We start from the raw sequence: 25,479 nt of genomic DNA, 5'->3' as shown, positions 1-25,479 counted from the left end.
TTGAATTATCTCAGTTTCAGTGTGGCAAGAGTGATGACTGCCAAAAGAATCCCTACTATCCAAAACCGGGTTACGATTTTAGCCTCTGGGATATTTTTCTTTTGGTAATGATGGTGCAAAGGGGACATCAGGAAAATCCGTCTACCCTCTCCGTATTTCTTTTTGGTGTATTTGAAGTAGCTGACCTGCATCATGACACTTAGATTTTCCACTACGAAAATCCCACACATGATCGGAATCAAAAGCTCCTTTCGAAGGGTCAGCGCCAATACAGCGATTACTCCGCCCAACATCAAACTTCCAGTATCTCCCATGAAAACCTGGGCCGGGTAGGCATTGTACCATAGAAATCCCACACAGGCTCCAATGAATGCCGAAGCGAAAATCACCAGCTCCCCAGAATTGGGGATGTACATGATGTTCAGATATTGAGAGAAAATGGCATTGCCGCTCAGGTAGGCAAAAATGGCAATGGTCAAACCAATGATGGCCGAAGTTCCTGCCGCCAGTCCGTCAATCCCATCTGTAATATTGGCTCCATTGGACACTGCAGTGATGATGAAAATGACCACCAGAATGTATAGAATAGGCGTAACTGCTTCTCCCAAAAATCCCAGGATATGCTCATAATTGAGCTCATTGTTTTTTACAAAGGGGATCGTCGTTTTTGCCACCTTCACATCCTGGTATGCCGGAGTTTCAATCACTCCTTCCTCTATGGAAACCGGGTTTTGGAATTCGCGGATCACCACGTCTTCGTGGAAATAAAGTGTAGCACCTACGATTATGCCTATTCCAATCTGGCCAATGATCTTGAAGCGACCCGCCAGCCCTTCTTTGTTCTTCCTGAATACTTTGATGTAGTCATCCAAAAAACCGATCCCCCCAAGCCAAACTGTAGAGACCAGCAAAAGGATGATGTAGATGTTATTCAGGTTTGCAAAAAGGAGTGTCGGGACCAGGATAGCAGCAATGATCATCAGCCCACCCATGGTTGGGGTTCCTTTCTTTTGGGATTGCCCTTCCAGCCCCAGATCACGGACAGTTTCACCAATCTGACGGTTTCTGATCCAATTGATTATGCGATGACCAAATGTGATGGTAATAATCAAAGAGAGCACAGCTGCCATCCCCGCACGGAATGAAATATAGCGGAAAACACCAGCTCCCGGCATATCCATAACCTGATCTAAATAATCAAAAATGGGGTATAGCATATCAGTTTCCTGTCAATTGGGTTAATAATTCTGTTACTACTTCTGCATCATCAAAATGATGCTTTACTCCTTGGATCTCCTGGTAATCCTCATGCCCCTTTCCTGCTATAAGAATGATGTCTCCTTTTTGTGAAAGCATGCAGGCAGTCTTGATCGCCTCTCTTCTATCCACAATCGTCAATGTCTTTCTAATTTCTGATGCACCTACACCAGCCTGCATATCCTTCAGGATTTCCATAGGATCTTCAAACCTTGGGTTATCAGAGGTGAGGATAGCTTTGTCACTTTCCTGAACCGCGATTTTAGCCATCACGGGACGTTTGGTTTTGTCTCTGTTTCCACCACAGCCTACCACTGTGATCAATTGCTCTCCTCCGGTGCGAACCCCATTGATGGTTTTAAGCACATTGTCCAATGCATCGGGTGTATGGGCATAATCTACGATTGCAGTTATTCCTCCCACAAAAATCCGGTCGAATCTCCCCTTGGCTCCTTTGATTCCGGACAACTCTCTCAATACTTCATCCTCATCTTCTCCCAGGAGTACAGCCGTACCCAAAACCGCCAACAAATTGTAGGCATTAAAAGCACCGATCATTCGGAACCAGATCTGCTTGGAATTAATATCCAATTCCAGACCTTCCAGGGTATTGGATATAATCCTTGCCTTGAAATCAGCTGGAGACTTCAAAGCATAGGTCTGATGGGTAGCAGGACAGTTTTGCAACATGACCGACCCACGCTTATCATCTGCATTAACCAAGGCAAACGCATCTTTTGGAAGCTCATCAAACAATTTTTTCTTGGCCTTGATGTACAAATCAAAAGTCTGATGATAATCCAAATGATCGTGGGTAATATTGGTAAACACTGCACCGGAAAGCTTCAATCCGGCAATTCTCTCTTGCACAATGGCATGGGAGCTTGCCTCCATGAAACAATGGGTACAACCCGTATCCACCATTTTTCTGAGCAATGCCTGAACACTCACAGCGTCCGGAGTGGTATGAGTAGCAGGAATTACTTCCTCGTTGATTTTATTCTCAACAGTTGAAAGCAACCCTACACTATAGCCCATGGCCTGAAATAGCTGATGCAACAAAGTGACCGTGGTGGTTTTTCCATTGGTTCCAGTGACAGCTACTACTTTGATATGATGAGATGGATTTCCATAAAAGTTTGCAGCCATGATTCCCAAGGCTTTGGCCGAATCCACCACCTGTACATAAGTGACTCCTTCTTGGAAGTTTTCCGGTAAACGCTCAGCTACGATTGCAACAGCACCTTTATTAATGGCTGACTCGATGTATTCATGACCATCTACCTGGGTACCAGAAATGGCTACAAAGACACTTCCCCCCTGCACCTTTCTGCTATCAAAAACAATATCCTTCAAGCCTACCTCCATATCTCCGGTGGTAGAAGTAAGTGATACCTTATATAATATGTCCTTGAGCACTTTCATTTATCCTAGTACCAGATTGATCACTGTATTTGGGGAAAGGTTTGTCCCTGGATTGATGGACTGCTGCCGAACCAGACCTTTTCCGCTGTAATTCACTTTGATTCCTTTATTCTCCAGGATGAACAATGCATCCCTGAGGGGCAAACCAGACACGTCCGGCACCACCGCTTTGTCAGTATCATTTCCATGAAGTTGTACACTGCTTTCATTGGCCAACACTTTTACCCACTCTTCGGATTGGGACGGACTGGCTTTTACACCCAACTTTTCCAATATCAAATGGATATCTTCTGCCTTCCCGGCCTTGACATAGGGAAGAGAAGATTTGGAGGCCTCAGCCTTCAAAATCTGTGACTGATTACTTGGATTCAATTCGATATCCAATGCATAAATACGGTCTGCGATCTCTTTGAAAACCGGGGCTGACACATCTCCCCCATAAGCAGCAAAGCCGCTTGGGTTGTCAATGACCACTATCATGGAATACTTAGGACGATCTGCAGGGAAGTAGCCTGCAAAACTGGTGTAATACTTTTGGGTATACCTGCCATCAATTAGCTTTTGTGCAGTACCAGTTTTTCCGGCGATTTTGTAATCTGCATTTGCAATATTTTTGGCAGTTCCATTTTCCACCACCCCTTCGAGCAATTTCTGAAGCTGCTCAATGGTTTTGTCGGAGGCAATGCTACTCTTGATGACCTCGGTTTCAAATCGCTGATGAATTTCATTCCCCTTCACAATCGCTTGAATGATGTGAGGTTTTACCATTTTCCCATCATTTGCCACGGCATTGTACAAAGCCAACGTGTGCAATGGATTGAGTTTGATTTCATAGCCAATGGAAATCCATGGGAGAGATGTCCCATACCAGTTTTTCTCACCGGGCTTTTTGAAATATGGCTTTCCCTCCCCTGCCAGTTGGAACCCAAAAGGCTTGGAAAGACCTGCTTTTTCTACATAAGCCATGAACTTGGATGGACTAGCACCGAAATTTTCTTCCACCAATTTGGAGATTGCTACGTTGGAGGATTTTTCAAATGCCTCCTGAACAGTGATGGTGCCATAACCCCCATTCTTGGCGTCTCTCATAATCCGGTCATGAAATCTAAAAGCTCCATTTCCGGTTTCCACTTGATCGTTCAAGCTCACCTTATTCTCTTCCAAAAGCGCCAGCATGGAAAGCAATTTGAAAGTGGACCCAGGTTCTGTATTGCCCTGATCACCGATGGCGTAATTGTAGTTTTCCCCATAAGTGTTTCCACTTTTGTTTTTCTGGAGATTGGCAATGGCTTTGATCTGCCCGGTTTTTACCTCCATGACGATCACCGAACCGAAATCAGCGTTTCTGTCTATCAACTGGCGAAGCAGGGCAGTTTCCGCGACATCCTGAATATTTACATCCAAGGTGGTCACCACATCGTAACCGTCTTCCGGCTTGACATCTTCAGCGTCAAATACCGGTTTCCAACTCCCCCCCGCCAATCGCTGGAAAAGAGCTTTGCCGTCCTGCCCTTTCAGAAACTCGTTGAAGCTGTACTCGATTCCTGCTCCATATTCATCCTCATTCAAAAAGCCAACCGTACGGCTTGCCAGGGAATTGAATGGTCTGTAGCGCTTTTCTACTTTTTCAAACAGTACTCCTCCCCCTAATCTTCCTCCACGGAAAATGGGCCATTTGGACATTTCCTGCATGGCCTGATAGCCAATCTGCTTTCTGTTCAGTACCAAATAGCGCTTATTGTCCCTACGGGCATCTGTGATCATGCGCTTGTAAGCCGTGGCAGACTTATCCTTGAAAAATCCCGAAAGCAATCTGGAAAGAGAGTCGATTCCCGCCTCATATCTTTCAGGCTTAGCAATCGTAGGATCTATTGCTACCCTATAGAATGGCAAGCTGGTAGCCAAAAGGCTTCCATCCGCTGCATATATATTTCCCCGGGTTGCAGGTACTTCCCTGTATTGGAAATTAATAGTCTCTGCCTTTGCCTTCCATTTATCCCCTTCCTCGAACTGGATTATGGCAATACGGATCGGTATCGCTGCTGCAACCAGCGCAATCAGGATAAATGCAACCCTGACACGGAGCACTATGGAAGATTTGATATTCACTATTCTACCTCGATTTTCACCGGTGGTTGATTCAATTCATAGATTCCTTGTTCTGCAACTTTTTTAGCCAATTCAGACTGCATTCTGCTCAGCATGTATTCCGCCTCCAGTGTAGTTACATCTGCTCGCAGGTCTTCTACCTCCTGTTGGGCCTTTTCGATTTTTCGGACCATGTTTTCGGCCCTGTGATTACTCCATATATAGATTAAGGCCAAAAGAGCCACAAAACCTACCGGAGGCACCAACTGCACTGGAACTCCCTCTCCAAGAATTTTGGTCACATCAAACTTCTCCTCGAACCAGGAGAAAATAGACTTCCCTCCACCCGATTTGGGTTTGTTTCCCGACTTCAGCTTATTCCTAAAAGTATTCTGGCTCATTTCTCTCTTTTACTTGCTACTCTGAGTTTTGCGCTTCTTGCCCTTGGATTGGAAGCCACCTCTGCGGCATCTGCCACGATTGCCCCCCTACTTACCGGATCCAGGGAACGGATTGGGTTTCCGAAGAAATCTTTTTCAAGCTCTCCCTGAAACTTCCCCTTGTTGATCAGATTTTTTACCAATCTGTCCTCCAAGCTGTGATAGCTCATCACCACCAATCTTCCACCTGGTTTCAGGACTTCCACTGCCTGAAGGAGCATTTCTTCCAATGCTCCGATTTCATCATTTACTTCTATTCTCAATGCCTGAAAGACCTGAGCGAAATATTTGTATTCCTTTCCTCGTGGAGCTAACTTTTTGAGGAAGGAAGTGAAACCCTCGGTTGTTTCAAAAGGCTTTGCAGCACGCTCGGCCACTATTGCCTGAGCCAGGGTTTTGGCATTTTTCACCTCACCGTAGATTCCAAAAATCTTGTGAAGCTTTGTCTCTTCGTAGGTATTCAAAACCTCCTTGGCAGTCAAAACTCCGGACTGATTCATCCTCATATCCAAATCCCCACTAAACCGGGTCGAAAAACCCCTTCCGGGCTCATCAATCTGATGGGAAGAAATTCCCAAGTCCGCCAAAATGCCATCTACCTTTTTTACTCCGTATAGCCTCAGGTATTTTTTCAAATCCCTAAAATTGGCCTGCACAAAAGTGAAATTTTCGCTATCAGGAATATTGGCCATCGCATCCTCATCCTGATCAAATCCATACAAATGACCTTTGTCGAGATGCTTTAGAATTTCTCTCGAATGCCCTCCTCCACCAAAGGTGAGGTCTACATAGATCCCGTTGGGGTCAATAGCCAATCCTTCAGTGCATTGGGCAAGCATCACTGGTATATGGTAAACAGACTCAGTCATAGCTTCAGGAGAGATATTTTTCCATCAGACTTGACAAGTCCGCCGGGTCAGCGATAATATTCTTGAGATAGTTGTCCGGATTCCAGATTTCGATTCTACTACCCATACCTACCACCACGACATCTTTTTCCAAACCTGCATAGGACTGGTACAACTTGGGAATCAGCAATCGACCGGCATTGTCCAGTTCCACTTCCACACTTGTGATGAAAAATGTCCTTTGCAGCATTCGCTGTTCCGGATTGTTGATGGACAAGGCTTTGATCTGATTCTCAAGCTTTTTAAACTCCACCATCGGATAAAGCGCAAGACATTTGTCTTCGGCCATACGTAGCATCAAAGTAGTCCCATTCGCCTCCGGTATCGCCCCTTTAATCTTGGAGGGCAACACCAGACGCCCCTTAGGATCTAGCTTGCATTCGTATTGACTGTTAAACATCTCTTACTTCTCTTAAATGACGAGTTTGTAGTAAAGACAAAAGTAATAAAACAGATTTCACATTCTACCACTTTGCCCCACTTTTTCCCACTTTATCTTAAAAGTAGCCAAAAGTTTGATCCAAGCCAATATTTCCAAAAAAATTTCAAGGATTTTTTTATTGAATCTCAGCCGGTTAGGCCAATATTTTCACACCCCAAAAAATGGCTAAATCTGTGAATAGAGGGCATTTTTATTCTGAAGCACCTTCAAAAACAAAAAGATTTCCATCAAGACATAAAAAAAGTGGGGCAAATTCCCATAAAAATCCGGCCAATCTCTATGTCTTAAAATCAAATTGAAGGTTTTCACTTGGGAATTTGAAAATCGCCTGTTCGCTTCCAAAATGCATGAAGCAAAAAAGCACCGATCAATGACCGGTGCTTTTTCTAAGGTATCAACACACAAATTAATTGTTATTCTGCTTTTCGTTTTGGTTCTTTTTCAGCTCTTGCTGAATCATTTCCTGGAGTTCCTTCATTTTGTCAGCATTCTCTTTTTGCCATTCTGCCATTTTCTTTTGGAATTCCTCGATTTTGGGCTGTTGGGACTTTTCCCATTCTTTCATTTTCTTTTCAAATTCACGGAATTTTGGCTCTTGTTCCTTTTGCCAATCCTTCATTTTCTCTTCCCACTCCTTCATTTTAGGCTCCATGTCTTTTTTCCAAGCCGCTATTTTGGCTTCTCTCTCGGCCTCATTCTCCTTCCATTGAGCCGCCCATTCTTCACTTTTCTTAGCCCATTCTTTGGCTTGCTCCTCAGCCACTTTAGCCCACTCCTCTGCACGCTTTTCATTCTGTTGGGCCCATTCTTTTACCCGTTCCTCCTGCTCCTTTTTCCACTTCTTTCGCTCAGTCTCTGTCATCTTGGTAGTATCCTGAAAATCCATGATCACGGGGAAATCACCTCGAAATACCATAACCATTGGAAACTCATCCATTTCCATAATCGGAGCTAAGGCCATTTCAGGCATATCCGGAAATTCCGGTATTTCAAAATCCATCGCAGGAGCTTCTAAAATGGCCACATTTCCCGGAAACTCCGGTGCATCTGCCAATTCCAACCGTGGCATGGTACTGAGATCCATATCAATTCCATTCCGGAAAACCATAGCAGAATTGCCTTTCAGGATAAGTGTATCCTTCCCAGAGATCAAGGTGTCCCCTTTGATCCGATATTCAAACTTATTGTTTCCGTCTCCTCTGAGCACAAAAGTTTGTCCTTCCTTTGTTGTCCAAATCATGGGGCTGGAAGCATCCACTTTGACCACTTTCTTGTCTTGGATAGTGGTGTCGGAGACTAATGAATCTTTGACAGGAGCCTTCTTTTGAATTGGCTCAAGGTAACCCAAATCAGGGTTTTCTAAATAAACTTCAGGCAAAATGGCCTCCGCAATTAGCGGGGCATCCTGTTGTGCACTGGCCATCAGGCCTGCACTGAGTATGAGTGTAAGTAACATGGGTATGGAAATAATAGGGTTTTGTGGATATATCTGGGAAGGGAATCCCAGGATTCTTTTGATTCTATTCAAAGTTGGATTTCTTCTTTTAGCCGCGGCAAGGGCTAATTCAGGAGGATTTTGTTTTGCAAAATTGATCAGCTCTGCCAAGCTGTAAGCCAGTACCTTGGGCTCAACCCCGGCTCGAATAGCCAAATCATCCGCTGCATTTTCACGTAATTCTTTGACGGTTTTGCTCATCCACCAAAAACAAGGATGATAAAAGAAAAGTACTTCCAAAGAGGACTGGATTATATTTATCAGATAATCGTTGCGCTTGATATGAGCCAATTCATGGGCTATGATCGCTTCCAATTGACTTTGGCTCAACTGAAAAATCAATCCTGCCGGAATTAGAACCACAGGTTTTAAAAATCCGAACGTGATGGCTGAAAGCCCGTTGGAAGTAAGCCGAAGTTCGATTTTTCGGGTGATCCCTAATTTCTCTGCCAACCTATTCAGGGTCTTATCGAGCGAAGGATCTTCGGAAATTTGGCTTGTCTTTTTCAGGCTTCTTATTTCGGAAAGACTATTAAACAAACGGAACAAAAAGAGCATAGCCCCGACAAACCAGAAGTTCACCAACAAAGGCAATCTAAGCTCAATCCAGTTTACCAGAAGGCTAAGTGAATTTTCAGTAAATATTGGTTCAGAACCCACCCCTTGAAAGACCAGGATTTCCTCTTGGATTATTACACCGGGTTCATAGGAAGAAAGTAATGACAGTTCGTAGAAAAAGGTGCTGACGGAAGCCAAAAACCCAATTGCCAAAGCTCCGGTAGATAGCCAATATTTAAAGCCCGGGCTCTTTTTTGAGAATAATTTCAACACCAGCCAAAGTAGTCCTGAAACAAGAATCAGCTGCCAAATCGAATGCACCAGGGTCCATCCCAATGCCTGCAGCAAGTTTTCCGGAATCCAATCATTTAGTAGGTTCATGCTTATTTGTCTTCGAGTTGATCTAAAAATGCACGGATCTCATCTAATTCCTCTCTAGAGGGTTTTTCTTGCCCTAAGGCCTGCATCACTAGGGATTTTGCCGATCCCCCAAATGCAGAGGTCATCAGGTTTTTAATCAAGGATCGTTGAGTTTCCTTTTGATTGGTAGCGGGCCGATAAATGTGCGTTCGGTTCTTGTCGTCCCGGGTCACCATCCCTTTGGTATGCATGATTTGCATGATCTTTAATGTAGTGGTATAACCGGTCTCCTTTGTCTCGGACAGACGTTCATGGATCTGTCTGACGGTTGCCTCATTCATCTCCCAGAGGAGGGAAAGAATCTCAAGTTCTGCTTCAGTTGGTTTGCTCATGGCTCGTTTTACGATAGCTTTCGTACAAAGTTATACGAAGATCATCGTAATTACAAAGCTTTATACGAAGATTGTCGTATTAAAAATTGTTAATAGGGAAGGTTTTATCCCCTTTCATCTGAATAAGCGGGATTTCAAAGATTTTTGGAGAAAAGATATCCTTCACAAATTCTACCCCCGAAAAAGCTTTTTTAATAAATACCCTCTAGATTGATAGTAAATAATGGAAACGGACAATGAGGGATAAGTCTATTTTAAAAGATGATTTGATTCAGAATTCAATAATTTTACCTACAGATTGAAAGCATCACACCTATCTAAACCAATGGAAAAACTATTTGACGTTCTGATCATAGGAGGAGGCCCCATCGGCCTGGCCTGTGGAGTGGAAGCCCAAAAACAAGGATTGGATTATTTGATTTTGGAAAAAGGCGCCTTGACCAATTCCATCTATAATTACCCGGTCAATATGACTTTTTTCTCCACTTCCGACCGTTTGGAGATGGCCGGGATCCCCTTTATGTCCATTGGGAATAAGCCCACCCGCACCGAAGCTTTGGAGTATTATCGGAGGATCTATTTCTATTTCAAACTGAAAGTAAATCTTTACGAAGCGGTTCAAACCTTAGAAAACAAAGGAGACTTTTTTCAGGTAAGCACTTCAAAGGGCATTTATAGAAGCAAAAAGATCGTTTTGGCTACCGGCTTTTATGATTTACCCAATCTTATGAATGTCCCTGGGGAGGAACTCCCAAAAGTATTACACTATTATAAAGAACCCTGGCCCTTTATTGCCCAGAAAGTTCTGGTAGTTGGAGGCGCCAACTCAGCCGTGGATGCAGCATTGGAAACTTGGAGAAAAGGTGCAGAGGTAAGCATGGTCCTGCTTGAAGATGAAGTGGATGAAAATGTGAAATACTGGGTGAGACCTGACATCATGAACCGAATCAAAGAAGGTTCCATTAAAGCATTCACCAGATCCAGAGTCAAGGAAATTAAACCGAATGAGGTGACCATCAGTACTCCCGAGGGAGATGTTACCATTGACAATGACTGGGTGCTTGCCATGACCGGATACAAACCCAATTTTGCATTGTTGAATCAATTGGGAGTAGAACTCAGCCTAGACGAAAAACGCCAGCCTTGCTACGATCAGGCAAACCAAGAGTCCAATGTGCCCGGAGTCTATCTTGCCGGGGTGGTTTGCGGAGGACTGAATACCAGGGAGTTTTTCATTGAAAACAGCCTCGTCCATGCGGAGTCAATTATGAAGGATATCGCAAACAAATTGAAATCCTAAGAAATAGGCATTTTAAAACTTTGCCATTGCTTAACTTTGAACGCTGAAAACAAATCCTCCCCATCCGTGTACAAATCCCTTATCAAGCCTTTCCTTTTCACCAAAAACCCGGAAAGCGCTCACCATTTCACCTTTGACCTTACCAAATTCGCCTTCAACTTTCCAATTGTTGGCTCCATCATCAAATCCGTCTATTCTTTTGAGGACCCGAAATTGGAGCGTGAGGTTTTCGGATTAAAATTCAAAAACCCGGTTGGTTTGGCCGCTGGCTTTGATAAAGACGCCAAGTTGATCGATGAAATGGCCAAACTTGGATTTGGTTTTATTGAGATTGGGACCCTTACTCCTAAGCCTCAGGATGGAAATCCCCAGCCGCGCCTATTCAGACTTCCCCAAGATGAAGCGCTGATCAACCGGATGGGATTCAACAACGGAGGTGTACTTGAAGCGGTGGAGCGTCTGAAGAAGAGAAAATCTGATGTGATCGTGGGAGGAAACATCGGGAAGAACAAAGTCACTCCGAATGAAAATGCGGTGGATGACTATCTCTTCTGTTTGGAGGCTTTGCATGACTATGTGGATTATTTTGTAGTCAATGTCAGTTCACCCAACACCCCAAATCTTAGGGATTTGCAGGAAAAGGAGCCCCTCAAGCAGCTCCTACAGGCTGTAAAAAAAGCCAATGACAGCAAAGAAAAACCAAAGCCGATCCTGTTAAAAATCGCACCCGATCTGACCGAAGGCCAATTGGACGATATCGTGGAAATCGTACAGGAGACAAAAATAGACGGAGTGATTGCAACCAATACCACCATAGACCGCTCCCAGCTGAAAACCCCATCCCAAGAAGTGGAAGCCATTGGAGCCGGAGGAGTCAGCGGAAAAGTATTGGGAAAAAGAAGCACCGAGGTAATCCGATATTTGCATCAGAAATCGAATGGAGCCTTCCCAATCATTGGAGTAGGAGGAATTTTTTCGGCAGAAGATGCCATTGAAAAACTTGAAGCCGGAGCCAGTTTGGTTCAGGTATACTCAGGCATGATTTATGAGGGACCTGGCCTAATCAAAAAAATCAAAAAAGGACTATTGACTTATTTTTCCAGGTAATTTGCCAATCTTCGAAGCAAAGCCTTAACTTAAAATCGGATACAAATCGATTCCATGGCCACCAATTCACCCAAAACAAATACTTTTCGCAAAAAAGGAGAAAATTCAAAAAAACAGCCTTCCGGATTTAAAGGCCCCAAATTTTCATTCCAAAGTCTGAAAAGCTCAAAGCTCACCATGACTTTTGGAATCCTTCTCATGTCCGGTGGTATTTTCCTTTTTATCGCATTTTTGAGCTATCTCTTCAACGGGACCTCTGACCAAAGCTTGGTCATGAACAATCCCTCTGAAGAACTCCGGGAAACTGCCCGGGAATCAAAAAACTGGCTGGGATATTTGGGAGCACAGGCAGCGCATTGGCTGATTTATCGCTGGTTCGGAATTGCGGCTTTCCTCGTCCCTCCTTTCCTGTTTATTCTTGGATTCAGATGGGCTTTTAAGTTTTCAATTGTGTCACTGACCCGTTACAGTAGCTTTGCCCTCTTTTTCACCTTCTGGCTTGGCCTTCTGACAGGCTATATAGTCATTCTTGTTCAGGGATATTCTTACTGGAGCTTTTTGTCCGGGGGATTTGGCTTTGAGCTGGCCAAGCTTTCGGCAGATTTTCTGGGATGGGGGACCTTCATCCTAATCGGTGGAGCCCTATTGATTTTCGTAATCTTCTTTTTCGATATTGACAAACTCGATTGGTTCAGTGTAAAAGCCAGCGAAATCGAAGACGACACCCTATCTCCGGCCTCAGCGGAAATTACTGAAGAAAGCAAGGTCGACAACCCATTTGATTTAGACGAGGACGAGGAAGGATTTGAGGATGACGGCAGCAGCTGGATTGTTTCCGAAAATCCCGATGAGGAATCCGATGATACCAAGGAGGAATTAGAAGACGACCTTTTTGATGTCCCTCAGGTAAATATTCTGGATGAAATCACGGAGGAGGAACCCATTCTTATTGAAGAGAAAAATTTCTCAGTGAGCAAGCCCGAGGGTGAGGAAAAAACCGCCGTAGAGGTTGAAAACCTGGACCCTTATGACCCGACTCTTGACCTGCCCAACTACAAGTATCCTACCCTTGACTTGTTAAATGAATATGATTTACAGAAAGTCACGGTAACCCGACAGGAGCTTGAAGAAAACAAAAACAAGATTGTAGAGACCCTCGAAAATTTCAAAATAGGAATACAGGAGATCAAAGCCACGATCGGCCCAACTGTTACCCTTTATGAAATCGTACCCATGGCAGGCATCAAGATTTCCAAAATCAAAAACCTGGAAGATGATATTGCCCTAAGTTTGGCTGCTCTTGGCATCAGAATCATTGCTCCTATCCCAGGAAAAGGCACAATTGGTATTGAGGTACCTAATAAAAACCGGGAATTGGTTCCTGCACGGGCAGTAATCGGAACGGAAAAATTCATGCGCTCCGATAAAGACCTTCCAGTTGCCTTAGGTAAAACTATTTCCAATGAGGTATTTGTTGCTGATCTCGCAAAAATGCCTCACCTGCTGATGGCCGGTGCTACAGGGCAGGGTAAATCCGTTGGTCTGAATATGATTTTGGCCTCCCTGGTTTATAAAAAGCATCCTTCTCAGCTCAAGTTTGTATTGGTCGATCCCAAGAAGGTGGAATTGACCTTGTTCAATAAGATTGAGAGGCACTTTTTGGCAAAACTTCCGGGTTCGGAGGAAGCCATCATCACCGATACCAAAAAGGTGATCTATACCCTCAATTCCCTTTGTATCGAAATGGACAACCGATACAATTTACTGAAGGATGCAGGTTGTAGAAATCTGAAAGAATACAACGCAAAATTCATTGCCCGCAAGCTCAATCCTGAAAAGGGCCATTATTTCATGCCATACATTGTTTTGGTCATAGACGAATTGGCGGATTTGATGATGACCGCAGGCAAGGAAATTGAAGGGCCTATTGCGAGACTTGCACAACTCGCCCGTGCGATTGGTATTCACCTGGTAGTAGCGACCCAAAGACCTTCTGTGAACGTCATCACCGGTATAATCAAGGCCAATTTCCCTGCCCGTCTTTCTTTCCGTGTAACTTCAAAAATTGACTCCAGAACCATCTTGGACGCAGGTGGAGCTGACCAATTGATCGGAATGGGAGATATGCTGCTTTCCCAAGGTTCAGAAATGATCCGTCTACAATGTGCCTTCTTGGATACCCCTGAGGTCGATGCAATCTGTGATTGGATCGGCGAGCAAAAAGGTTATTCTGATGCCTATCTGCTGCCTGAATATGAGGGAGAAGAAGGGGAAGGCTCCATTGGTGATGTGGATTTATCTGACCGAGACCCTCTTTTTGACGATGCCGCCCGTTTGATCGTAATGCATCAGCAAGGCAGTACCTCCTTGATTCAGCGCAAATTGAAACTGGGCTACAACAGGGCTGGTCGGATTGTGGATCAACTGGAAGCTGCTGGAATCGTCGGTCCATTTGAAGGCTCCAAAGCCAGAGAAGTTCTCATTCAGGACGAGGCCAGTTTGGAACAGTTATTGAATAGTTTGTAAAAGACCATTTTACAAGTTTCACGGTCCAAATCATGAATAAAAACACCCTGTTTTTTACTTTATTGCTCAACTTCATTTTGATTTTGAGTGCTTCAGCCCAAAAAGACCCCAAGGCAAAAACCGTCTTGGACGCCATGAGTCAAAAGTTCAAAAGTATGAACGGCTTCACTGCCAGTTTCGACTTCACTTATCAGGATGAAGTGGGAGCCAGTGACCGGCAATCCGGTGACATTGCAGTAAAAGGAGAGCAATACAGGCTCAAACTTCCCGAACAGGAAATCTATAATGATGGCAAAACTGTCTGGACCTTTATCCAATCAGATGGCTATAAGGAAGTCACCATCAATGATGTCTCTCAAATGGAAGGGGAATTGACTCCCTCCAATATTTACAGGATGTATGAATCCGGATTTGATTACAAGCTGGAGGGTGAAAAACAATACCAGGGCAAAACCGTCCAGGTTGTAGAGCTCATTTCCACCGAATCCAATCGTCCGTTCGAACGGGTCAAATTAATGATTGACAAAAACACCAAGGATTTACTGGGATGGGAGATGTTTGACGGACAGGGAGGAATGTTTTCTTACACCTTTAGAAATTTGAATTCCAATGCCAACTTGGCCTCCAATTACTTTATTTTTGATTTGAAAAAATATCCTGGTATTGAGGTGATTGATCTGCGTTGAGCAGTTCTAAGGAATTCAAATCCACCAAACCAGAAGCCCAAATCCAATTCTTTATCAATTCCAAACCAAACTCTGTCAGCAATGCCTCAGGGTGATACTGCACACCCAAAATAGGTAAGGTTTTGTGGGAAATGCCCATGATTTCCCCGCACTCTGTTTCAAGGATACAATCCAAACATCCCGGCAAATTGGCCAATTGAAGGGAATGGTAGCGAGTCACATTAAACTCCTTGGGCAACAAATCCGTAAACCGGTCTCTTCTGTTTTTACTTACTTTGTGGACTTTGCCATGGACTGGGACGGTATTTTTCACCAAATCGGCACCAAAAAATCCTCCTATAGCCTGATGACCCAGACAGACCCCAAGCACCGGGACTTTGTCATGCCAATCTTTCAAAATCTGCATGAGATTGCCTGCTTCTGAGGGCTTACCCGGTCCAGGTGAAAGGATCAAACCCTTGAATGGAATTTCAGCCAATTCCTCTGGTGAAACATCATTTCTAAGTACTACTAATTCCTGCCCGCTTTGACGGATCAAATCAGCCAACATGTAGCTGAAGGAATCAAAATTATCAATCAGAAGTAACATCCTTCAGCTTTTCAACCAGGTCTTCCAGTTTTTCCTGTGTGGCTTCCATCGAGGGGAATATAGGTTCGAGAATTTGGATTACTGCTGGAGCCAAAGGCTCGATGAAGGGAATGACCTCCGAGGATTTTTTCCATTCCCTAGGAAGATCCAGATCAAATTCCTGGGTAAGCCATAGAAACAAGCTGATGAAAAAAGCTGATTTCACCACACCCAATAGGATACCCGCAAAAGAATCAAAGGTTCCTAAAATGGTTAAATCCATGAGCTTTTTGAGGATCCAGGCTGCCACACGAATGATAATCAGGCTCAAAAAAAATATAATCAGAAATGCGACGATCGGATAGGTAAGATTGAAATCCTGAACGTTTTCACCCAACCAATCGGCCATTGGGTCCATGAAATAAAATCCCAAGACTACAGCAACAACAAATCCTACCAATCCGAGGATGCCAAAGAGGAAGCCATGCTTGTATCCCTCATAGGCACCCAAGACCATCACGACTACAATGATAATATCAACCAGCGAGTCCAAATCAGCTATTCAATAAGGCTTTGACATGATCAGCAATCGCTTTGCCATCTGCTTTTCCGGCAAGTTTTTTACTGGCAACACCCATTACTTTCCCCATATCTTTTGGACCGGAAGCTCCTGTTTCGGCGATAATAGCCTTAACAGCCTCCACAAGTTCTTCCTCACTCAAGGCCTTTGGCAAGAATTCCTGAATAATCTTCAGCTCTGCCATTTCCACTTCATACAGGTCAGCTCTTCCTTGTTGCTCATAAATATCAGCGGAGTCCTTTCGCTGTTTGGCAGCCTTGGTTAGAAGCTTCAATTCATCATCAGCACTGATTTCTGCTTTTGCCCCTTCTTTGGTTTCTTCCAATAAAATCAGGGACTTGATGGCACGCAAAGCACTCAATCTTGTTTTGTCCTTTGCGATCATTGCCGATTTTATTTCACTTTCTATCTTCTGCTTTAAACTCATTAGTCCTAAGTTTGTGTTAATTCTTATATCAGACAAAAATACCTTTTCGACCTGTATATGACCAAATTAAGTGTAAATATTAACAAGATTGCCACACTTCGCAATGCCAGAGGAGGCAATAACCCCGATGTTGTCAAGGTCGCCTTGGACTGTGAACGATTTGGGGCACAGGGAATTACGGTTCACCCCAGACCGGACGAACGCCACATCCGGTATCAGGATGTGTTGGATCTGGCAAAGGTGGTTACGACTGAATTTAACATTGAAGGCTATCCTGACGCGCGCTATATGCAGCTGATTCGGGAAGTGAAACCCGCCCAAGCAACCCTTGTACCGGATCCACCCGATGCAATCACCTCCAATACCGGATGGGACACCATCGAAAATCAATTTATGCTTCGGGACATCGTAGCAGAACTCAAGGAAATCGGAACACGTGTTTCAATATTTATCAATCCTGAGGCAAAATACTTCGAACCTGCAAAGTTGACCGGTACGGACCGAGTAGAGCTCTATACTGAACCTTATGCCTCACATTACCATGAAGACAGAGAGAAAGCCGTAAAACCTTATGTGGAAGTAGCTCAACTAGCCCAGGAATTAGGCTTGGGGCTCAATGCAGGTCATGACCTAGATCTTCACAATTTGGCCTTTCTGAAGAAAAACATCCCTTATTTGGATGAGGTTTCCATCGGCCATGCCCTGGTCTGTGATGCCTTATATTACGGCTTGGAAAACACGATTCAGATGTATAGAAGGCAGTTGGAAATTTGAATTGAAAATTGAAAGATTTTAAAATTTGAAAGTCGGGGAATACTAAATCATCAATTCGTTCCAAAAATGGCTGTCACATCTGGCCTGTGGACTGTGGACAAAAAAAATACTATGAAATTAAACTTTAAAAAATCCGGTACTGGCCCGCCTCTGGTTATCCTTCATGGCCTTTTCGGCTCTGCTGATAACTGGTTTAGCATTGCCCGTGAACTTGAAAATGAATATACTCTCTATTTAGTCGATCAAAGAAATCACGGGGATTCTCCTCATTCAGATGAGTGGAATTATAAGGTGATGGTTGAAGATTTACGGGAACTTTTGGACGAAGAAGGCTTGGAAAAAGTATTCCTGATGGGCCATTCAATGGGGGGAAAAACAGTGATGAACTTTGCTACTCAGTATCCTGAGCGGGTCGAAAAACTAATCGTCGCAGATATAGCTCCCAGATATTACCCAGTCCACCACCAAACGATTTTGGAAGGATTGAATTCCCTCGATTTGAAAACTATTCAGTCTCGAAAAGAGGCCGACGATCAATTAGCCAAATACATTTCCATTCTAGGAATTCGTCAATTTTTACTGAAAAGCCTTACCAGGGACAGTAATGGTTTTGCATGGAAAATCAATCTGCCTGTAATTACTCAGAACATAGAAAACGTAGGGGAAGAATTGGCAGAGGGGTCCGTGTATCCAGGTCCTACCCTTTTCCTTGCCGGTGCCAATTCTACTTACATCCAACAAAAAGACCTTCCGGATATACTGGAACATTTCCCCAATTATGAGCTGGAATTTGTACAGAATGCCGGGCATTGGCTGCATGCCGAACAGCCACATGCCGTAGTACAGGAAATGAGACGATTTTTGGGCTAAACGATCAAAGGGGAGAAATCACAATAGATTTCTCCCCTTTGATTTTGCTGCCATTTACAGACTGCCTACTTCACCTGCTTCCCGTGTTTGATCACCATATCGACATCCTGCAATAGGTTGATATAGCGCAGCACATCTCCTCTGACTGCAATGATATCGGCATATTTTCCTTCGGAAATGGTCCCGTAATCTTTATCCACCTTCATCGCTACGGCTGGCCAGTAGGTTGCAGCCTTGATTGTCAAAAGAGGGTCCATTCCAAAATGGTTCACCCAAACATCCAGCTCATTCCAGGTACTTTGACTGTGAAACTTCATTGGGATACCACTATCGGTCCCAATCAGCATCACGACTCCACTTTCTTTGAGCTGAGCAAATTTTCGGTCTAGGGTTGGTTTCCTCACAGGGGTCAATTGGAAATAGGACATCCTTCCAGGAAAGCGAAGAGAGGCTTTGATATCCCTCACGATTGAATCAGGAAGCCCCAAATGCCAACTAGGATCGTCCAATTTCTCCGGATTGTCCCTAACATATTCATAGTTGTAAAGTCCCTCCACCGTTGGTGTCCAGAATAGCGGACCCAAGTTCATTTTCGCAGCTCTTTCTTTCAACATGAGCATAATGTCCTCCGGGTATTCCGGTGCTGAACTCAATCCTGTATGTTCAAAATTATCCACACCGATTTCAATCCCTACTCGGATTTCATCAGGGCGGTGGGAATGTCCTACCACAAGAAGTCCATACTTATGAGCCTCATCCACTACAGCCTTAGCTTCTTCCAGGGTCATCTGATCCTGATCAATCAATTTGATCACATCCACTCCTGCATCTGCTAGCTTTTTGACTTTTGCGCGGGCATCTGCGGCTCCATTTACTCCCCAACGGAAGGCTTCTGTATTAGGATAAGGTGCTTTCTGGATAAAGGGCCCGGAAACATAAATGGTAGGACCAGGTATTTCTCCACTGTTGATTTTGTCCCGAACATTGATGCTTGCTTCCAACGGTGCTCCCAAATCTCTCGCGCTGGTCACTCCAGCCATCAGCAACTGATGCGCTGAAGAGGGCATGATTACGGACTCGAGCATATCTATATAAGTACTGTCCCAGTGGGTATAATCACTGTGCCCATTCAGCATTAAGTGTACATGCATATCCCAAAGTCCCGGCATCACGCTCATGCCTTCGGTAGAAATTAGCTCTGCTCCGTCCGGGATTTCCAAACTTCCAACCTGGCCAATAGCTTTTATTCGTTCCCCTTCGATCAGGATAACGGAATTCTGGATGGGAGTTCCTCCAAATCCATCAATTAAGGTACCTCCAACCAAGGCCTTCATTTGCTGGGAAAATGCGACCTGGGTGCTAATCAAAAACACCATCAGGGGCAATGACTTGATTTTCATAATTAGAATTAAGAGAGTGATAAAGCATCAAAAGTTAATGATTTTGGCCTTTAAATTTTAACTTTCGTACACCAACAAGCTTTTAAGATGCCTAAAGGAAAACTCTTCCTCATTCCCAACGTCCTTGCAGAAAACACTGCACTGTCTGTCATTTCTCCACAAGTCAAAGAAGTCATCAGCAATACCAAAGTTTATCTGGTTGAAAATGCCCGAACGGCAAGACGCTATATTTCCAGTCTGAAACTGGGAGTAAATCTGGAAGAAGTACAGATGGATATTTTGGACAAATCCACCTCATCTGAGGCTGTAGCCAAAATGATGCAGCCCTTATTAAACGGAACAGATGTAGGAGTAATTTCGGAGGCCGGCTGTCCGGGAATTGCCGACCCGGGAGCCCTTGCTGTTGCCTATGCCCATCAAAAAGGCATTCAGGTAGTCCCCCTTTCCGGGCCAAGTTCCATGTTTTTGGCGTTGATGGGATCTGGTTTTTCAGGCCAGTCATTTGCTTTTCACGGCTACTTACCGATTGATAAAAAAGAACGTGCGCTGGCCTTAAGAAAGCTGGAATCGGAATCCCTGAAGGAAAAAAGGGCCCAGATGTTTATGGAAACTCCATTCCGAAACAATCGCCTGCTCCAGGATTTGCTTCAGATCCTGTCCCCTCAGACCAAACTCTGCATTGCCAAAAATTTAACTGCAGCAGATGAGTTGATTCTAACCAAGCCTGTTTCCGAATGGAAAAAATTCCCTATTGACCTTCATAAGATCCCAACCGTTTTCATCCTTCAAAGTTTCTAATCCATGTTTACAATAGATGCCCATCTTGACCTGAGTATGAATGCCCTGGAATGGAACAGAGACCTCACTCGCCCTGTATCCGAAATTAATACTAGGGAAAAAGGACTCACAGATAAACCTGACCGGGAAAAGGCGGTGGTTTCCCTTCCTGAACTCCGAAAAGGGAATATAGGTCTGGTTGTGGCTACACAGATAGCCCGCTATGTAGCTCCTGACAATTCCCTGCCCGGCTGGCACTCACCGGAGCAGGCTTGGGCTCAAACTCAGGGTCAGTTAGCCTGGTATATGGCTATGGTCGAGAAAGGAGAAATGGCTCAAATCAGAAATCTAAGCCAGCTTGAAGAGCATCTTGCCCTTTGGAACTCGGGAGGTGATACTTCAGAAAAACCGGTTGGTTTTATCCTATCTCTGGAAGGGGCCGATTCCATTGTTAATTTGGATTACCTGGAAAAAGCCTATGAGTCCGGATTGAGAGCATTGGGACCTGCTCATTATGGTCCGGGGAGATATGCTCACGGGACGGATGCCTCCGCACCTTTGAATGAAGAAGGCAAAGCATTGGTCCGAAAAATGGATGAGCTGGGAATCATCCTGGACGCAACCCATCTCTGTGATCTGGCTTTTTGGAATGCCTTGGAAATTTATCAGGGACCGGTCTGGGCCAGCCATAACAACTGCCGGGCCTTGGTGGATCACAACAGACAGTTTTCGGATGAGATGATCAAAGCATTGATCGAACGAGGCGCGGTGATAGGAGGAGCTTTTGATGCATGGATGCTCAGCCCAGGTTGGATCCGGGGGAAAAGCACCCCAAAGGAACGAGATGTCACTATTTCAACAGTTTTGGATCATCTGGATCATATCTGCCAAATTGCGGGAAATGCGGATCATATTGGAATAGGTTCGGACCTTGACGGAGCTTTTGGAAAGGAACAATGTCCCCATGATTTGGAGACCATTGTCGATTTGCAGAAAATCCCGGATCTCCTCCGACTAAGAGGGTATTCGGAAAGTGACGTCCAAAAAGTAATGCATGGCAACTGGCTGACTTTTCTCCGAAAAAACTGGAAGTAAATTCCTTTCAAAAACACAGCCCAGGCCTTTTCCAAAAACAGGAAAGAACCCGGGCTGTTTTCTTTTTGGTATTTAGTTGTTTGAGGCGGCTTTATTTATCCACACCTGCATTTCATTTTTCCCTCTATTAGCCCAGGTATAATAGGGGATAGCAGTTAGAGAACGACTGCCTTCTCCAGTACTATTACCAACCTGAAATTCGAGAGCTTTTACCTTTTCATCCAGAACTGCGTAGTCTTTCACATTGTAGTCTACCTCTTCCGGAATTAGCGCATCTAATACTTTTCCTCCATTATCTGCCCCCTCCACGCAGTACACAATAGGTCCCCTCTGCAAAGCAACCTTTCCACGGTCAGCCACCACTTCCGGACGGGAATAGACTTCAAAAACTTCCATCGGCAACTGGTAGGTAATCAAATCCCCTTTCTTCCACTCCCGGTCAATTAGGAGATATCCGTTTTCTTCAACCAGGTCAACTTTCTCCCCATTTATCAACAAAATTACCGGACTTGGATCTTTGCCAAAACGGTACAATCCTCCCGGAACTGCTTCTCCTTTTGCCCAACCAGGGACTCTTAAATAAAGCTGAAAACGGGTTGACTCTTTTGGATCTACTGCTATGGTCACCTCGCCCTCCCAAGGATAATTGGCCTTCAGTTCCATTGGTACTTTCTTGCCTCCAAAATCAAATTCGGTCTGGTTAGCGATGAATAAATTGACCCAAACCCCGGTTTCATTTCTAGCATAGATATAATCCCCTACCGACGCCACCAGTCTGGAAATGTTAGATGGGCAACAAGCCGTACCAAACCATTCCCTTCGACTGTGCTGTCCTTCAGAGGCCAAAGGATTCCCATAGAAAAACTGGTCCCCTTTCAGGCTTAATCCATCCAAAGCCGCATTGTAAAGACTACGTTCCAACACGTCCACATATTGTGCATTTGCCTCCAGTGCATTCATGCGCTGATTCCAAAACACCATTCCTACTGAGGCACAGGTTTCACTGTATGCATTTTCATTAGGCAGATCAAAATCAAAAGAAAATCCCTCGTTTGTACCAGAGGAGCCTATCCCACCCGTCACATACATATTTCGAAAAACTACGTCCTCCCAAACTGTCTTCATGGCCTGGGTATAGCCCGAATCCTGTCTGGCCACTGCCACATCTGCCGCTCCAGTGTAGAGGTACATGGCCCGTACTGCATGCCCGGTAATTTCTTTTTGCTCTTTTACAGGAACATCATCCTGAGCGTATTTTGCTCCCCATTTGGGGTTGTCCCAGATCGTTCCTTTTCCATTCCCCCTACCTCTCTGATCCAAAAACCAATCCGCCAATTCAAGATACTTTTCCTCCCCGGTAACTTTATACAATTTCACCAAAGCCAACTCCACTTCTTCATGTCCAACTACCCAGGGTTTCCCAGCCTGTCGTAGGGCCACATCCATGTGATCTGCCATTCTCCTTCCCACGTCCAGCAATTTTCTCTTTCCCGTAGTCTGATAATAAGCTACCCCCGCCTCTATCAAATGGCCGGCACAATAAGCCTCATGTTTTTCCATATCCTGCCAGCGATTTTCCAAGCCCATTAGAGAATAATAGGTGTTAATGTATCCATCTTCCTCTTGTGCGGAAGCGATCTTATCAATCCATTCATCAGCCTTGGCTTCTAGGGTTGCATCCGGATAGGTTTTTAGAGAATAAGCAATTGCTTCCAAGGCCTTGTACACATCACTGTCGTCATAGTAAATCCCCTCATGAGCCTCGTTTTGTCTCCGGCCCGCTTTTTCAAAATTCCGAATTCTTCCCGTAGCCACTTCTGTCTGATAGATCATCACGGGAATGGTGATTTCGGCTATTTTCTCCATTTTACTCTTCCAAAACTCATCAGTGATAGTCACCTGGGAAAAACTGACCGCTTCCAGCTTATTGACCTCATTTTGATCTTTCATTCCACATGCCGTAAGGAATCCCAACAGGCCGATCAAAAATTGTTTTTTCATGTTTTCAAAATTTTCTTTTAAATGGTCACATGGAATCTTGTATGAATAGTAGTATTCCATTGTGTTACACTTCCGTCGTGCTCGATTTCATGACAGAATGTGTTTTTAACAAGAAGGTACAGATTACGGAAATTTCCGTATGGATTCAAATTTGGCACATCCTACCGTCCATGAAAGAGCACGAAAGATGCATGTAGAAAAAAACATATATTTAAGGTACTGACTTTTTCAAGTCTATTAACCTTAACCCAAACACTATGAAACCTATTGTGCAGATCTCCCTGGATCTGACCAACATCGACGAAGCCCTGGAAACAGCGGCTTTGGCCATGAGAGCCGGCGTGGACTGGCTGGAAGCCGGAACCCCACTGATTTTGGCAGAGGGACTTCATGGAGTCCGAAAATTACGGGAAGCCTTCCCTGGCATCCCCATTGTAGCAGACCTCAAAACCATGGATGGAGGCTATCTGGAAGCAGAAATGATGGCCAAAGCCGGTGCAACTCATGTAGTAGTAATGGCCCGGGCACATGCTGAAACCATCAAATGCGTAGTCCAAGCAGGAAAAGACTTCGGTGTAAAAGTCATGGGTGACAACATGGTATGCCCGGATATGGTCGAAGGAGCCAAATTTCTGGAAGACTTGGGATGTGACTACGTCATCCATCATATTGGATACGATGAACGAAGAGGAATTGCAGCGGCTGGGCACAGAATGCCCAGTCCTTTGGATCAACTCAGGGAAGTGGTAAAGGCAGTTAATGTCCCGGTGCAGGCCGTAGGGGGTCTTTCCCTTGAACAAGCCATTCAATGTCCCCAATACGGAGCCCCTTTGGTGGTATTAGGAGCCCCTCTTACGATTGATGCCGATTCCTTCAAAACAGCCGACGGAGATCTGGAAGGGTCCCTCCGGATGATCTGTGAAGCCATCCATGCTCAAGAAACTATTTCCCCATCCAAACTCTAAGCTATGTCCAGTACCAAATCAGCAGCAGTAGTCAACTACTCTGAACAAAAACATTCCGTGGAAATCAGGGAAATTCCCATTCCGGAAATCGGTGAAGACGATATTCTTCTCGAAGTAGAAAATGTTGGGGTCTGTGGCAGTGACCTGCACCAGTGGACTTCCGACCATAGCTGGCCAGTGAATTATCCCGTGGTTTTGGGTCATGAGTTTGGGGGAAAAATCGCTGCCTTGGGAACAAGAGTATCGGGATGGAAAGTGGGTGACCGGGTAGTTTCTGAAACTGCTGCCGTCATTGATACCGAAAATCCCATGAGCAAAACCGGGCTTTACAACCTGGACCCTACCCGAAAAGGCTTTGGATATGGAGTTAATGGAGCCATGACTCGCTTTGTGCGGGTGCCCGCCCGCTGCCTTCATGCCGTCCCGGACAATTTGTCTTTTGAAGAGGCATGCTTGACCGAGCCCTGTTGTGTAGCCTACAATGCGGTGGTGGGAAATTCCAGAATCCAACCCGGAGACCGGGTAGTGGTCATAGGTCCGGGCACTATCGGCATTCTTTGTGCCGCTGTGGCAAGACTTTGCGGAGCAGAAGTGGCTGTTTTGGGACTGGAATCCGACCGGGGAAGACTGGAAAAAGCCAAACTCTACGGATGTGAAGTCATCATTGGAGATGCAGAAGCCTGGGCAAAAAAACGGGATGGTTTGGGTGCAGATCTCATCATCGATGCAGCAGGTGTGAGCGCCACTTTGCAAATAGCCATGAAATTGGTTCGACCAAATGGGCAAATCACCAAAGTTGGCTGGGGTCCACAGCCCTGCAACTTCTCCCTAGACCCCATAGTCCAGAAAAATGTGAGACTTCAGGGGAGTTTCAGCCACAACTGGCCAATTTGGGAAAGAGTAATTGCTCTCCTGGCCAGTGGAGCACTGAATGTCAAACCCATCATCGGTGGGGTTTGGCCCATCACAGAATGGCATGAGGCTTTTGAAAAAATGCATTCCGGGCAAGTGGTAAAATCAGTTTTAAAGCCAGTTTAA

23 protein-coding genes are annotated in these 25,479 nt (G+C 44.8%); 10 read left to right on the top strand and 13 right to left on the bottom strand.

Annotation, left to right across the window (positions count from 1 at the left end; all coding sequences use genetic code 11):
* Nucleotides 1-5 precede the first annotated feature (5 nt).
* The 8 genes from mraY to P2G54_RS03135 all read right to left on the bottom strand — a co-directional run bounded on the left by mraY (nt 6) and on the right by P2G54_RS03135 (nt 9,365).
* A complete protein-coding gene (mraY, locus tag P2G54_RS03170; RefSeq protein ID WP_275868108.1) occupies nt 6-1,217 on the bottom strand; it encodes a phospho-N-acetylmuramoyl-pentapeptide-transferase in 1,212 nt (403 codons plus the stop codon).
* Nucleotide 1,218: 1 nt separating this feature from the next.
* The gene (locus P2G54_RS03165) at nt 1,219-2,682 is read right to left on the bottom strand and encodes a UDP-N-acetylmuramoyl-L-alanyl-D-glutamate--2,6-diaminopimelate ligase (RefSeq protein ID WP_275868105.1); all 1,464 of its coding nucleotides are present in this window, start codon (nt 2,680-2,682) and stop codon (nt 1,219-1,221) included.
* Nucleotides 2,683-4,791 (bottom strand): penicillin-binding protein, encoded by a 2,109-nt coding sequence (locus P2G54_RS03160; protein ID WP_275868102.1) that lies wholly within the window; start codon nt 4,789-4,791, stop codon nt 2,683-2,685. It lies immediately after the preceding gene.
* Nucleotides 4,791-5,171, bottom strand: a complete 381-nt coding sequence (locus P2G54_RS03155) for an FtsL-like putative cell division protein (RefSeq protein WP_275868100.1) — start codon at nt 5,169-5,171, stop codon at nt 4,791-4,793. Before P2G54_RS03155 ends, P2G54_RS03160 begins: the two co-directional genes overlap by 1 nt.
* Nucleotides 5,168-6,079 (bottom strand): 16S rRNA (cytosine(1402)-N(4))-methyltransferase RsmH, encoded by a 912-nt coding sequence (gene rsmH / locus P2G54_RS03150; protein ID WP_275868097.1) that lies wholly within the window; start codon nt 6,077-6,079, stop codon nt 5,168-5,170. Before rsmH ends, P2G54_RS03155 begins: the two co-directional genes overlap by 4 nt.
* A gap of 4 nt (nt 6,080-6,083) precedes the next feature.
* The gene (gene mraZ, locus P2G54_RS03145; RefSeq protein ID WP_275868095.1) at nt 6,084-6,518 is read right to left on the bottom strand and encodes a division/cell wall cluster transcriptional repressor MraZ; all 435 of its coding nucleotides are present in this window, start codon (nt 6,516-6,518) and stop codon (nt 6,084-6,086) included.
* 448 nt (nt 6,519-6,966) lie between these two features.
* Nucleotides 6,967-8,994, bottom strand: a complete 2,028-nt coding sequence (locus tag P2G54_RS03140; RefSeq protein ID WP_275868092.1) for a M56 family metallopeptidase — start codon at nt 8,992-8,994, stop codon at nt 6,967-6,969.
* A 2-nt stretch (nt 8,995-8,996) separates the two neighbouring features.
* Nucleotides 8,997-9,365 (bottom strand): BlaI/MecI/CopY family transcriptional regulator, encoded by a 369-nt coding sequence (locus tag P2G54_RS03135; protein ID WP_275868090.1) that lies wholly within the window; start codon nt 9,363-9,365, stop codon nt 8,997-8,999.
* A gap of 325 nt (nt 9,366-9,690) precedes the next feature.
* Between P2G54_RS03135 and P2G54_RS03130 the strand changes: the two genes are divergently transcribed.
* The 4 genes from P2G54_RS03130 (at nt 9,691) to P2G54_RS03115 (ending at nt 14,984) form a co-directional block, all read left to right on the top strand.
* Nucleotides 9,691-10,665, top strand: a complete 975-nt coding sequence (locus P2G54_RS03130) for a YpdA family putative bacillithiol disulfide reductase (RefSeq protein WP_275868088.1) — start codon at nt 9,691-9,693, stop codon at nt 10,663-10,665.
* 66 nt (nt 10,666-10,731) lie between these two features.
* Entirely contained in the window at nt 10,732-11,772 is a 1,041-nt protein-coding gene (locus tag P2G54_RS03125; protein ID WP_275868086.1) for a quinone-dependent dihydroorotate dehydrogenase, read from the top strand.
* 54 nt (nt 11,773-11,826) lie between these two features.
* Nucleotides 11,827-14,298 (top strand): DNA translocase FtsK, encoded by a 2,472-nt coding sequence (locus P2G54_RS03120; protein ID WP_275868083.1) that lies wholly within the window; start codon nt 11,827-11,829, stop codon nt 14,296-14,298.
* Between the two features lie 32 nt (nt 14,299-14,330).
* The gene (locus tag P2G54_RS03115; RefSeq protein ID WP_275868081.1) at nt 14,331-14,984 is read left to right on the top strand and encodes an outer membrane lipoprotein carrier protein LolA; all 654 of its coding nucleotides are present in this window, start codon (nt 14,331-14,333) and stop codon (nt 14,982-14,984) included.
* Here the strand turns inward: P2G54_RS03115 and P2G54_RS03110 are convergent.
* The 3 genes from P2G54_RS03110 to P2G54_RS03100 are packed head-to-tail and all read right to left on the bottom strand — an operon-like array spanning nt 14,932 to nt 16,559.
* Nucleotides 14,932-15,573: an aminodeoxychorismate/anthranilate synthase component II gene (locus tag P2G54_RS03110; protein ID WP_275868079.1), complete on the bottom strand. Its 642-nt coding sequence runs from the start codon at nt 15,571-15,573 to the stop codon at nt 14,932-14,934. The genes P2G54_RS03115 and P2G54_RS03110 overlap by 53 nt on opposite strands.
* Nucleotides 15,557-16,105 carry a CvpA family protein gene (locus P2G54_RS03105; protein WP_275868077.1) on the bottom strand — a complete coding sequence of 183 codons (549 nt, stop codon included), beginning with the start codon at nt 16,103-16,105 and terminating at the stop codon, nt 15,557-15,559. The genes P2G54_RS03110 and P2G54_RS03105 overlap by 17 nt, the downstream gene beginning before the upstream one ends.
* Before the next feature lies 1 nt (nt 16,106).
* A complete protein-coding gene (locus P2G54_RS03100; protein ID WP_275868075.1) occupies nt 16,107-16,559 on the bottom strand; it encodes a GatB/YqeY domain-containing protein in 453 nt (150 codons plus the stop codon).
* Nucleotides 16,560-16,616: 57 nt separating this feature from the next.
* Between P2G54_RS03100 and P2G54_RS03095 the strand changes: the two genes are divergently transcribed.
* Both P2G54_RS03095 and P2G54_RS03090 read left to right on the top strand, forming a co-directional pair.
* Nucleotides 16,617-17,333 (top strand): pyridoxine 5'-phosphate synthase, encoded by a 717-nt coding sequence (locus P2G54_RS03095; protein ID WP_275868072.1) that lies wholly within the window; start codon nt 16,617-16,619, stop codon nt 17,331-17,333.
* A 111-nt stretch (nt 17,334-17,444) separates the two neighbouring features.
* A complete protein-coding gene (locus tag P2G54_RS03090; protein ID WP_275868070.1) occupies nt 17,445-18,203 on the top strand; it encodes an alpha/beta fold hydrolase in 759 nt (252 codons plus the stop codon).
* 65 nt (nt 18,204-18,268) lie between these two features.
* On the opposite strand, the gene P2G54_RS03085 is transcribed toward P2G54_RS03090, so the two are convergent.
* Nucleotides 18,269-19,603: an amidohydrolase family protein gene (locus P2G54_RS03085; protein ID WP_275868068.1), complete on the bottom strand. Its 1,335-nt coding sequence runs from the start codon at nt 19,601-19,603 to the stop codon at nt 18,269-18,271.
* 87 nt (nt 19,604-19,690) lie between these two features.
* Here P2G54_RS03085 and P2G54_RS03080 point away from each other — a divergent pair, with 87 nt between their 5' ends.
* Nucleotides 19,691-20,401, top strand: coding sequence for an SAM-dependent methyltransferase (locus P2G54_RS03080; protein WP_275868066.1), 711 nt, complete (start codon nt 19,691-19,693; stop codon nt 20,399-20,401).
* Between the two features lie 3 nt (nt 20,402-20,404).
* Nucleotides 20,405-21,475 carry a membrane dipeptidase gene (locus P2G54_RS03075; RefSeq protein ID WP_275868064.1) on the top strand — a complete coding sequence of 357 codons (1,071 nt, stop codon included), beginning with the start codon at nt 20,405-20,407 and terminating at the stop codon, nt 21,473-21,475.
* A gap of 72 nt (nt 21,476-21,547) precedes the next feature.
* Here the strand turns inward: P2G54_RS03075 and P2G54_RS03070 are convergent, their stop codons facing one another.
* Nucleotides 21,548-23,476 (bottom strand): beta-L-arabinofuranosidase domain-containing protein, encoded by a 1,929-nt coding sequence (locus tag P2G54_RS03070; protein WP_275868061.1) that lies wholly within the window; start codon nt 23,474-23,476, stop codon nt 21,548-21,550.
* 257 nt (nt 23,477-23,733) lie between these two features.
* Here P2G54_RS03070 and P2G54_RS03065 point away from each other — a divergent pair, with 257 nt between their 5' ends.
* On the top strand, nt 23,734-24,441 hold the full coding sequence (locus P2G54_RS03065) for an orotidine 5'-phosphate decarboxylase / HUMPS family protein (RefSeq protein ID WP_275868059.1): 708 nt from the start codon (nt 23,734-23,736) through the stop codon (nt 24,439-24,441).
* Between the two features lie 3 nt (nt 24,442-24,444).
* Nucleotides 24,445-25,479 carry a zinc-binding dehydrogenase gene (locus tag P2G54_RS03060; protein WP_275868057.1) on the top strand — a complete coding sequence of 345 codons (1,035 nt, stop codon included), beginning with the start codon at nt 24,445-24,447 and terminating at the stop codon, nt 25,477-25,479.

The sequence above is a fragment of the Algoriphagus sp. CAU 1675 genome, assembly GCF_029222925.1.
Lineage (GTDB): Bacteria > Bacteroidota > Bacteroidia > Cytophagales > Cyclobacteriaceae > Algoriphagus.
The sequence above is the reverse complement of the archived record's forward strand: the minus strand, read 5'-3'. Positions and strand labels throughout refer to the sequence as shown.

Excerpts from the sequence above, each read along its gene's own strand:
- mraY (WP_275868108.1), bottom strand. The coding sequence starts at position 1,217 with ATGCTATACCCCATTTTTGATTATTTAGATCAGGTTATGGATATGCCG.
- P2G54_RS03165 (WP_275868105.1), bottom strand. The coding sequence starts at position 2,682 with ATGAAAGTGCTCAAGGACATATTATATAAGGTATCACTTACTTCTACC.
- P2G54_RS03155 (WP_275868100.1), bottom strand. The coding sequence starts at position 5,171 with ATGAGCCAGAATACTTTTAGGAATAAGCTGAAGTCGGGAAACAAACCC.
- rsmH (WP_275868097.1), bottom strand. The coding sequence starts at position 6,079 with ATGACTGAGTCTGTTTACCATATACCAGTGATGCTTGCCCAATGCACT.
- mraZ (WP_275868095.1), bottom strand. The coding sequence starts at position 6,518 with ATGTTTAACAGTCAATACGAATGCAAGCTAGATCCTAAGGGGCGTCTG.
- P2G54_RS03140 (WP_275868092.1), bottom strand. The coding sequence starts at position 8,994 with ATGAACCTACTAAATGATTGGATTCCGGAAAACTTGCTGCAGGCATTG.
- P2G54_RS03135 (WP_275868090.1), bottom strand. The coding sequence starts at position 9,365 with ATGAGCAAACCAACTGAAGCAGAACTTGAGATTCTTTCCCTCCTCTGG.
- P2G54_RS03130 (WP_275868088.1), top strand. The coding sequence starts at position 9,691 with ATGGAAAAACTATTTGACGTTCTGATCATAGGAGGAGGCCCCATCGGC.
- P2G54_RS03120 (WP_275868083.1), top strand. The coding sequence starts at position 11,827 with ATGGCCACCAATTCACCCAAAACAAATACTTTTCGCAAAAAAGGAGAA.
- P2G54_RS03115 (WP_275868081.1), top strand. The coding sequence starts at position 14,331 with ATGAATAAAAACACCCTGTTTTTTACTTTATTGCTCAACTTCATTTTG.
- P2G54_RS03110 (WP_275868079.1), bottom strand. The coding sequence starts at position 15,573 with ATGTTACTTCTGATTGATAATTTTGATTCCTTCAGCTACATGTTGGCT.
- P2G54_RS03100 (WP_275868075.1), bottom strand. The coding sequence starts at position 16,559 with ATGAGTTTAAAGCAGAAGATAGAAAGTGAAATAAAATCGGCAATGATC.
- P2G54_RS03095 (WP_275868072.1), top strand. The coding sequence starts at position 16,617 with ATGACCAAATTAAGTGTAAATATTAACAAGATTGCCACACTTCGCAAT.
- P2G54_RS03090 (WP_275868070.1), top strand. The coding sequence starts at position 17,445 with ATGAAATTAAACTTTAAAAAATCCGGTACTGGCCCGCCTCTGGTTATC.
- P2G54_RS03085 (WP_275868068.1), bottom strand. The coding sequence starts at position 19,603 with ATGAAAATCAAGTCATTGCCCCTGATGGTGTTTTTGATTAGCACCCAG.
- P2G54_RS03080 (WP_275868066.1), top strand. The coding sequence starts at position 19,691 with ATGCCTAAAGGAAAACTCTTCCTCATTCCCAACGTCCTTGCAGAAAAC.
- P2G54_RS03075 (WP_275868064.1), top strand. The coding sequence starts at position 20,405 with ATGTTTACAATAGATGCCCATCTTGACCTGAGTATGAATGCCCTGGAA.
- P2G54_RS03070 (WP_275868061.1), bottom strand. The coding sequence starts at position 23,476 with ATGAAAAAACAATTTTTGATCGGCCTGTTGGGATTCCTTACGGCATGT.
- P2G54_RS03065 (WP_275868059.1), top strand. The coding sequence starts at position 23,734 with ATGAAACCTATTGTGCAGATCTCCCTGGATCTGACCAACATCGACGAA.
- P2G54_RS03060 (WP_275868057.1), top strand. The coding sequence starts at position 24,445 with ATGTCCAGTACCAAATCAGCAGCAGTAGTCAACTACTCTGAACAAAAA.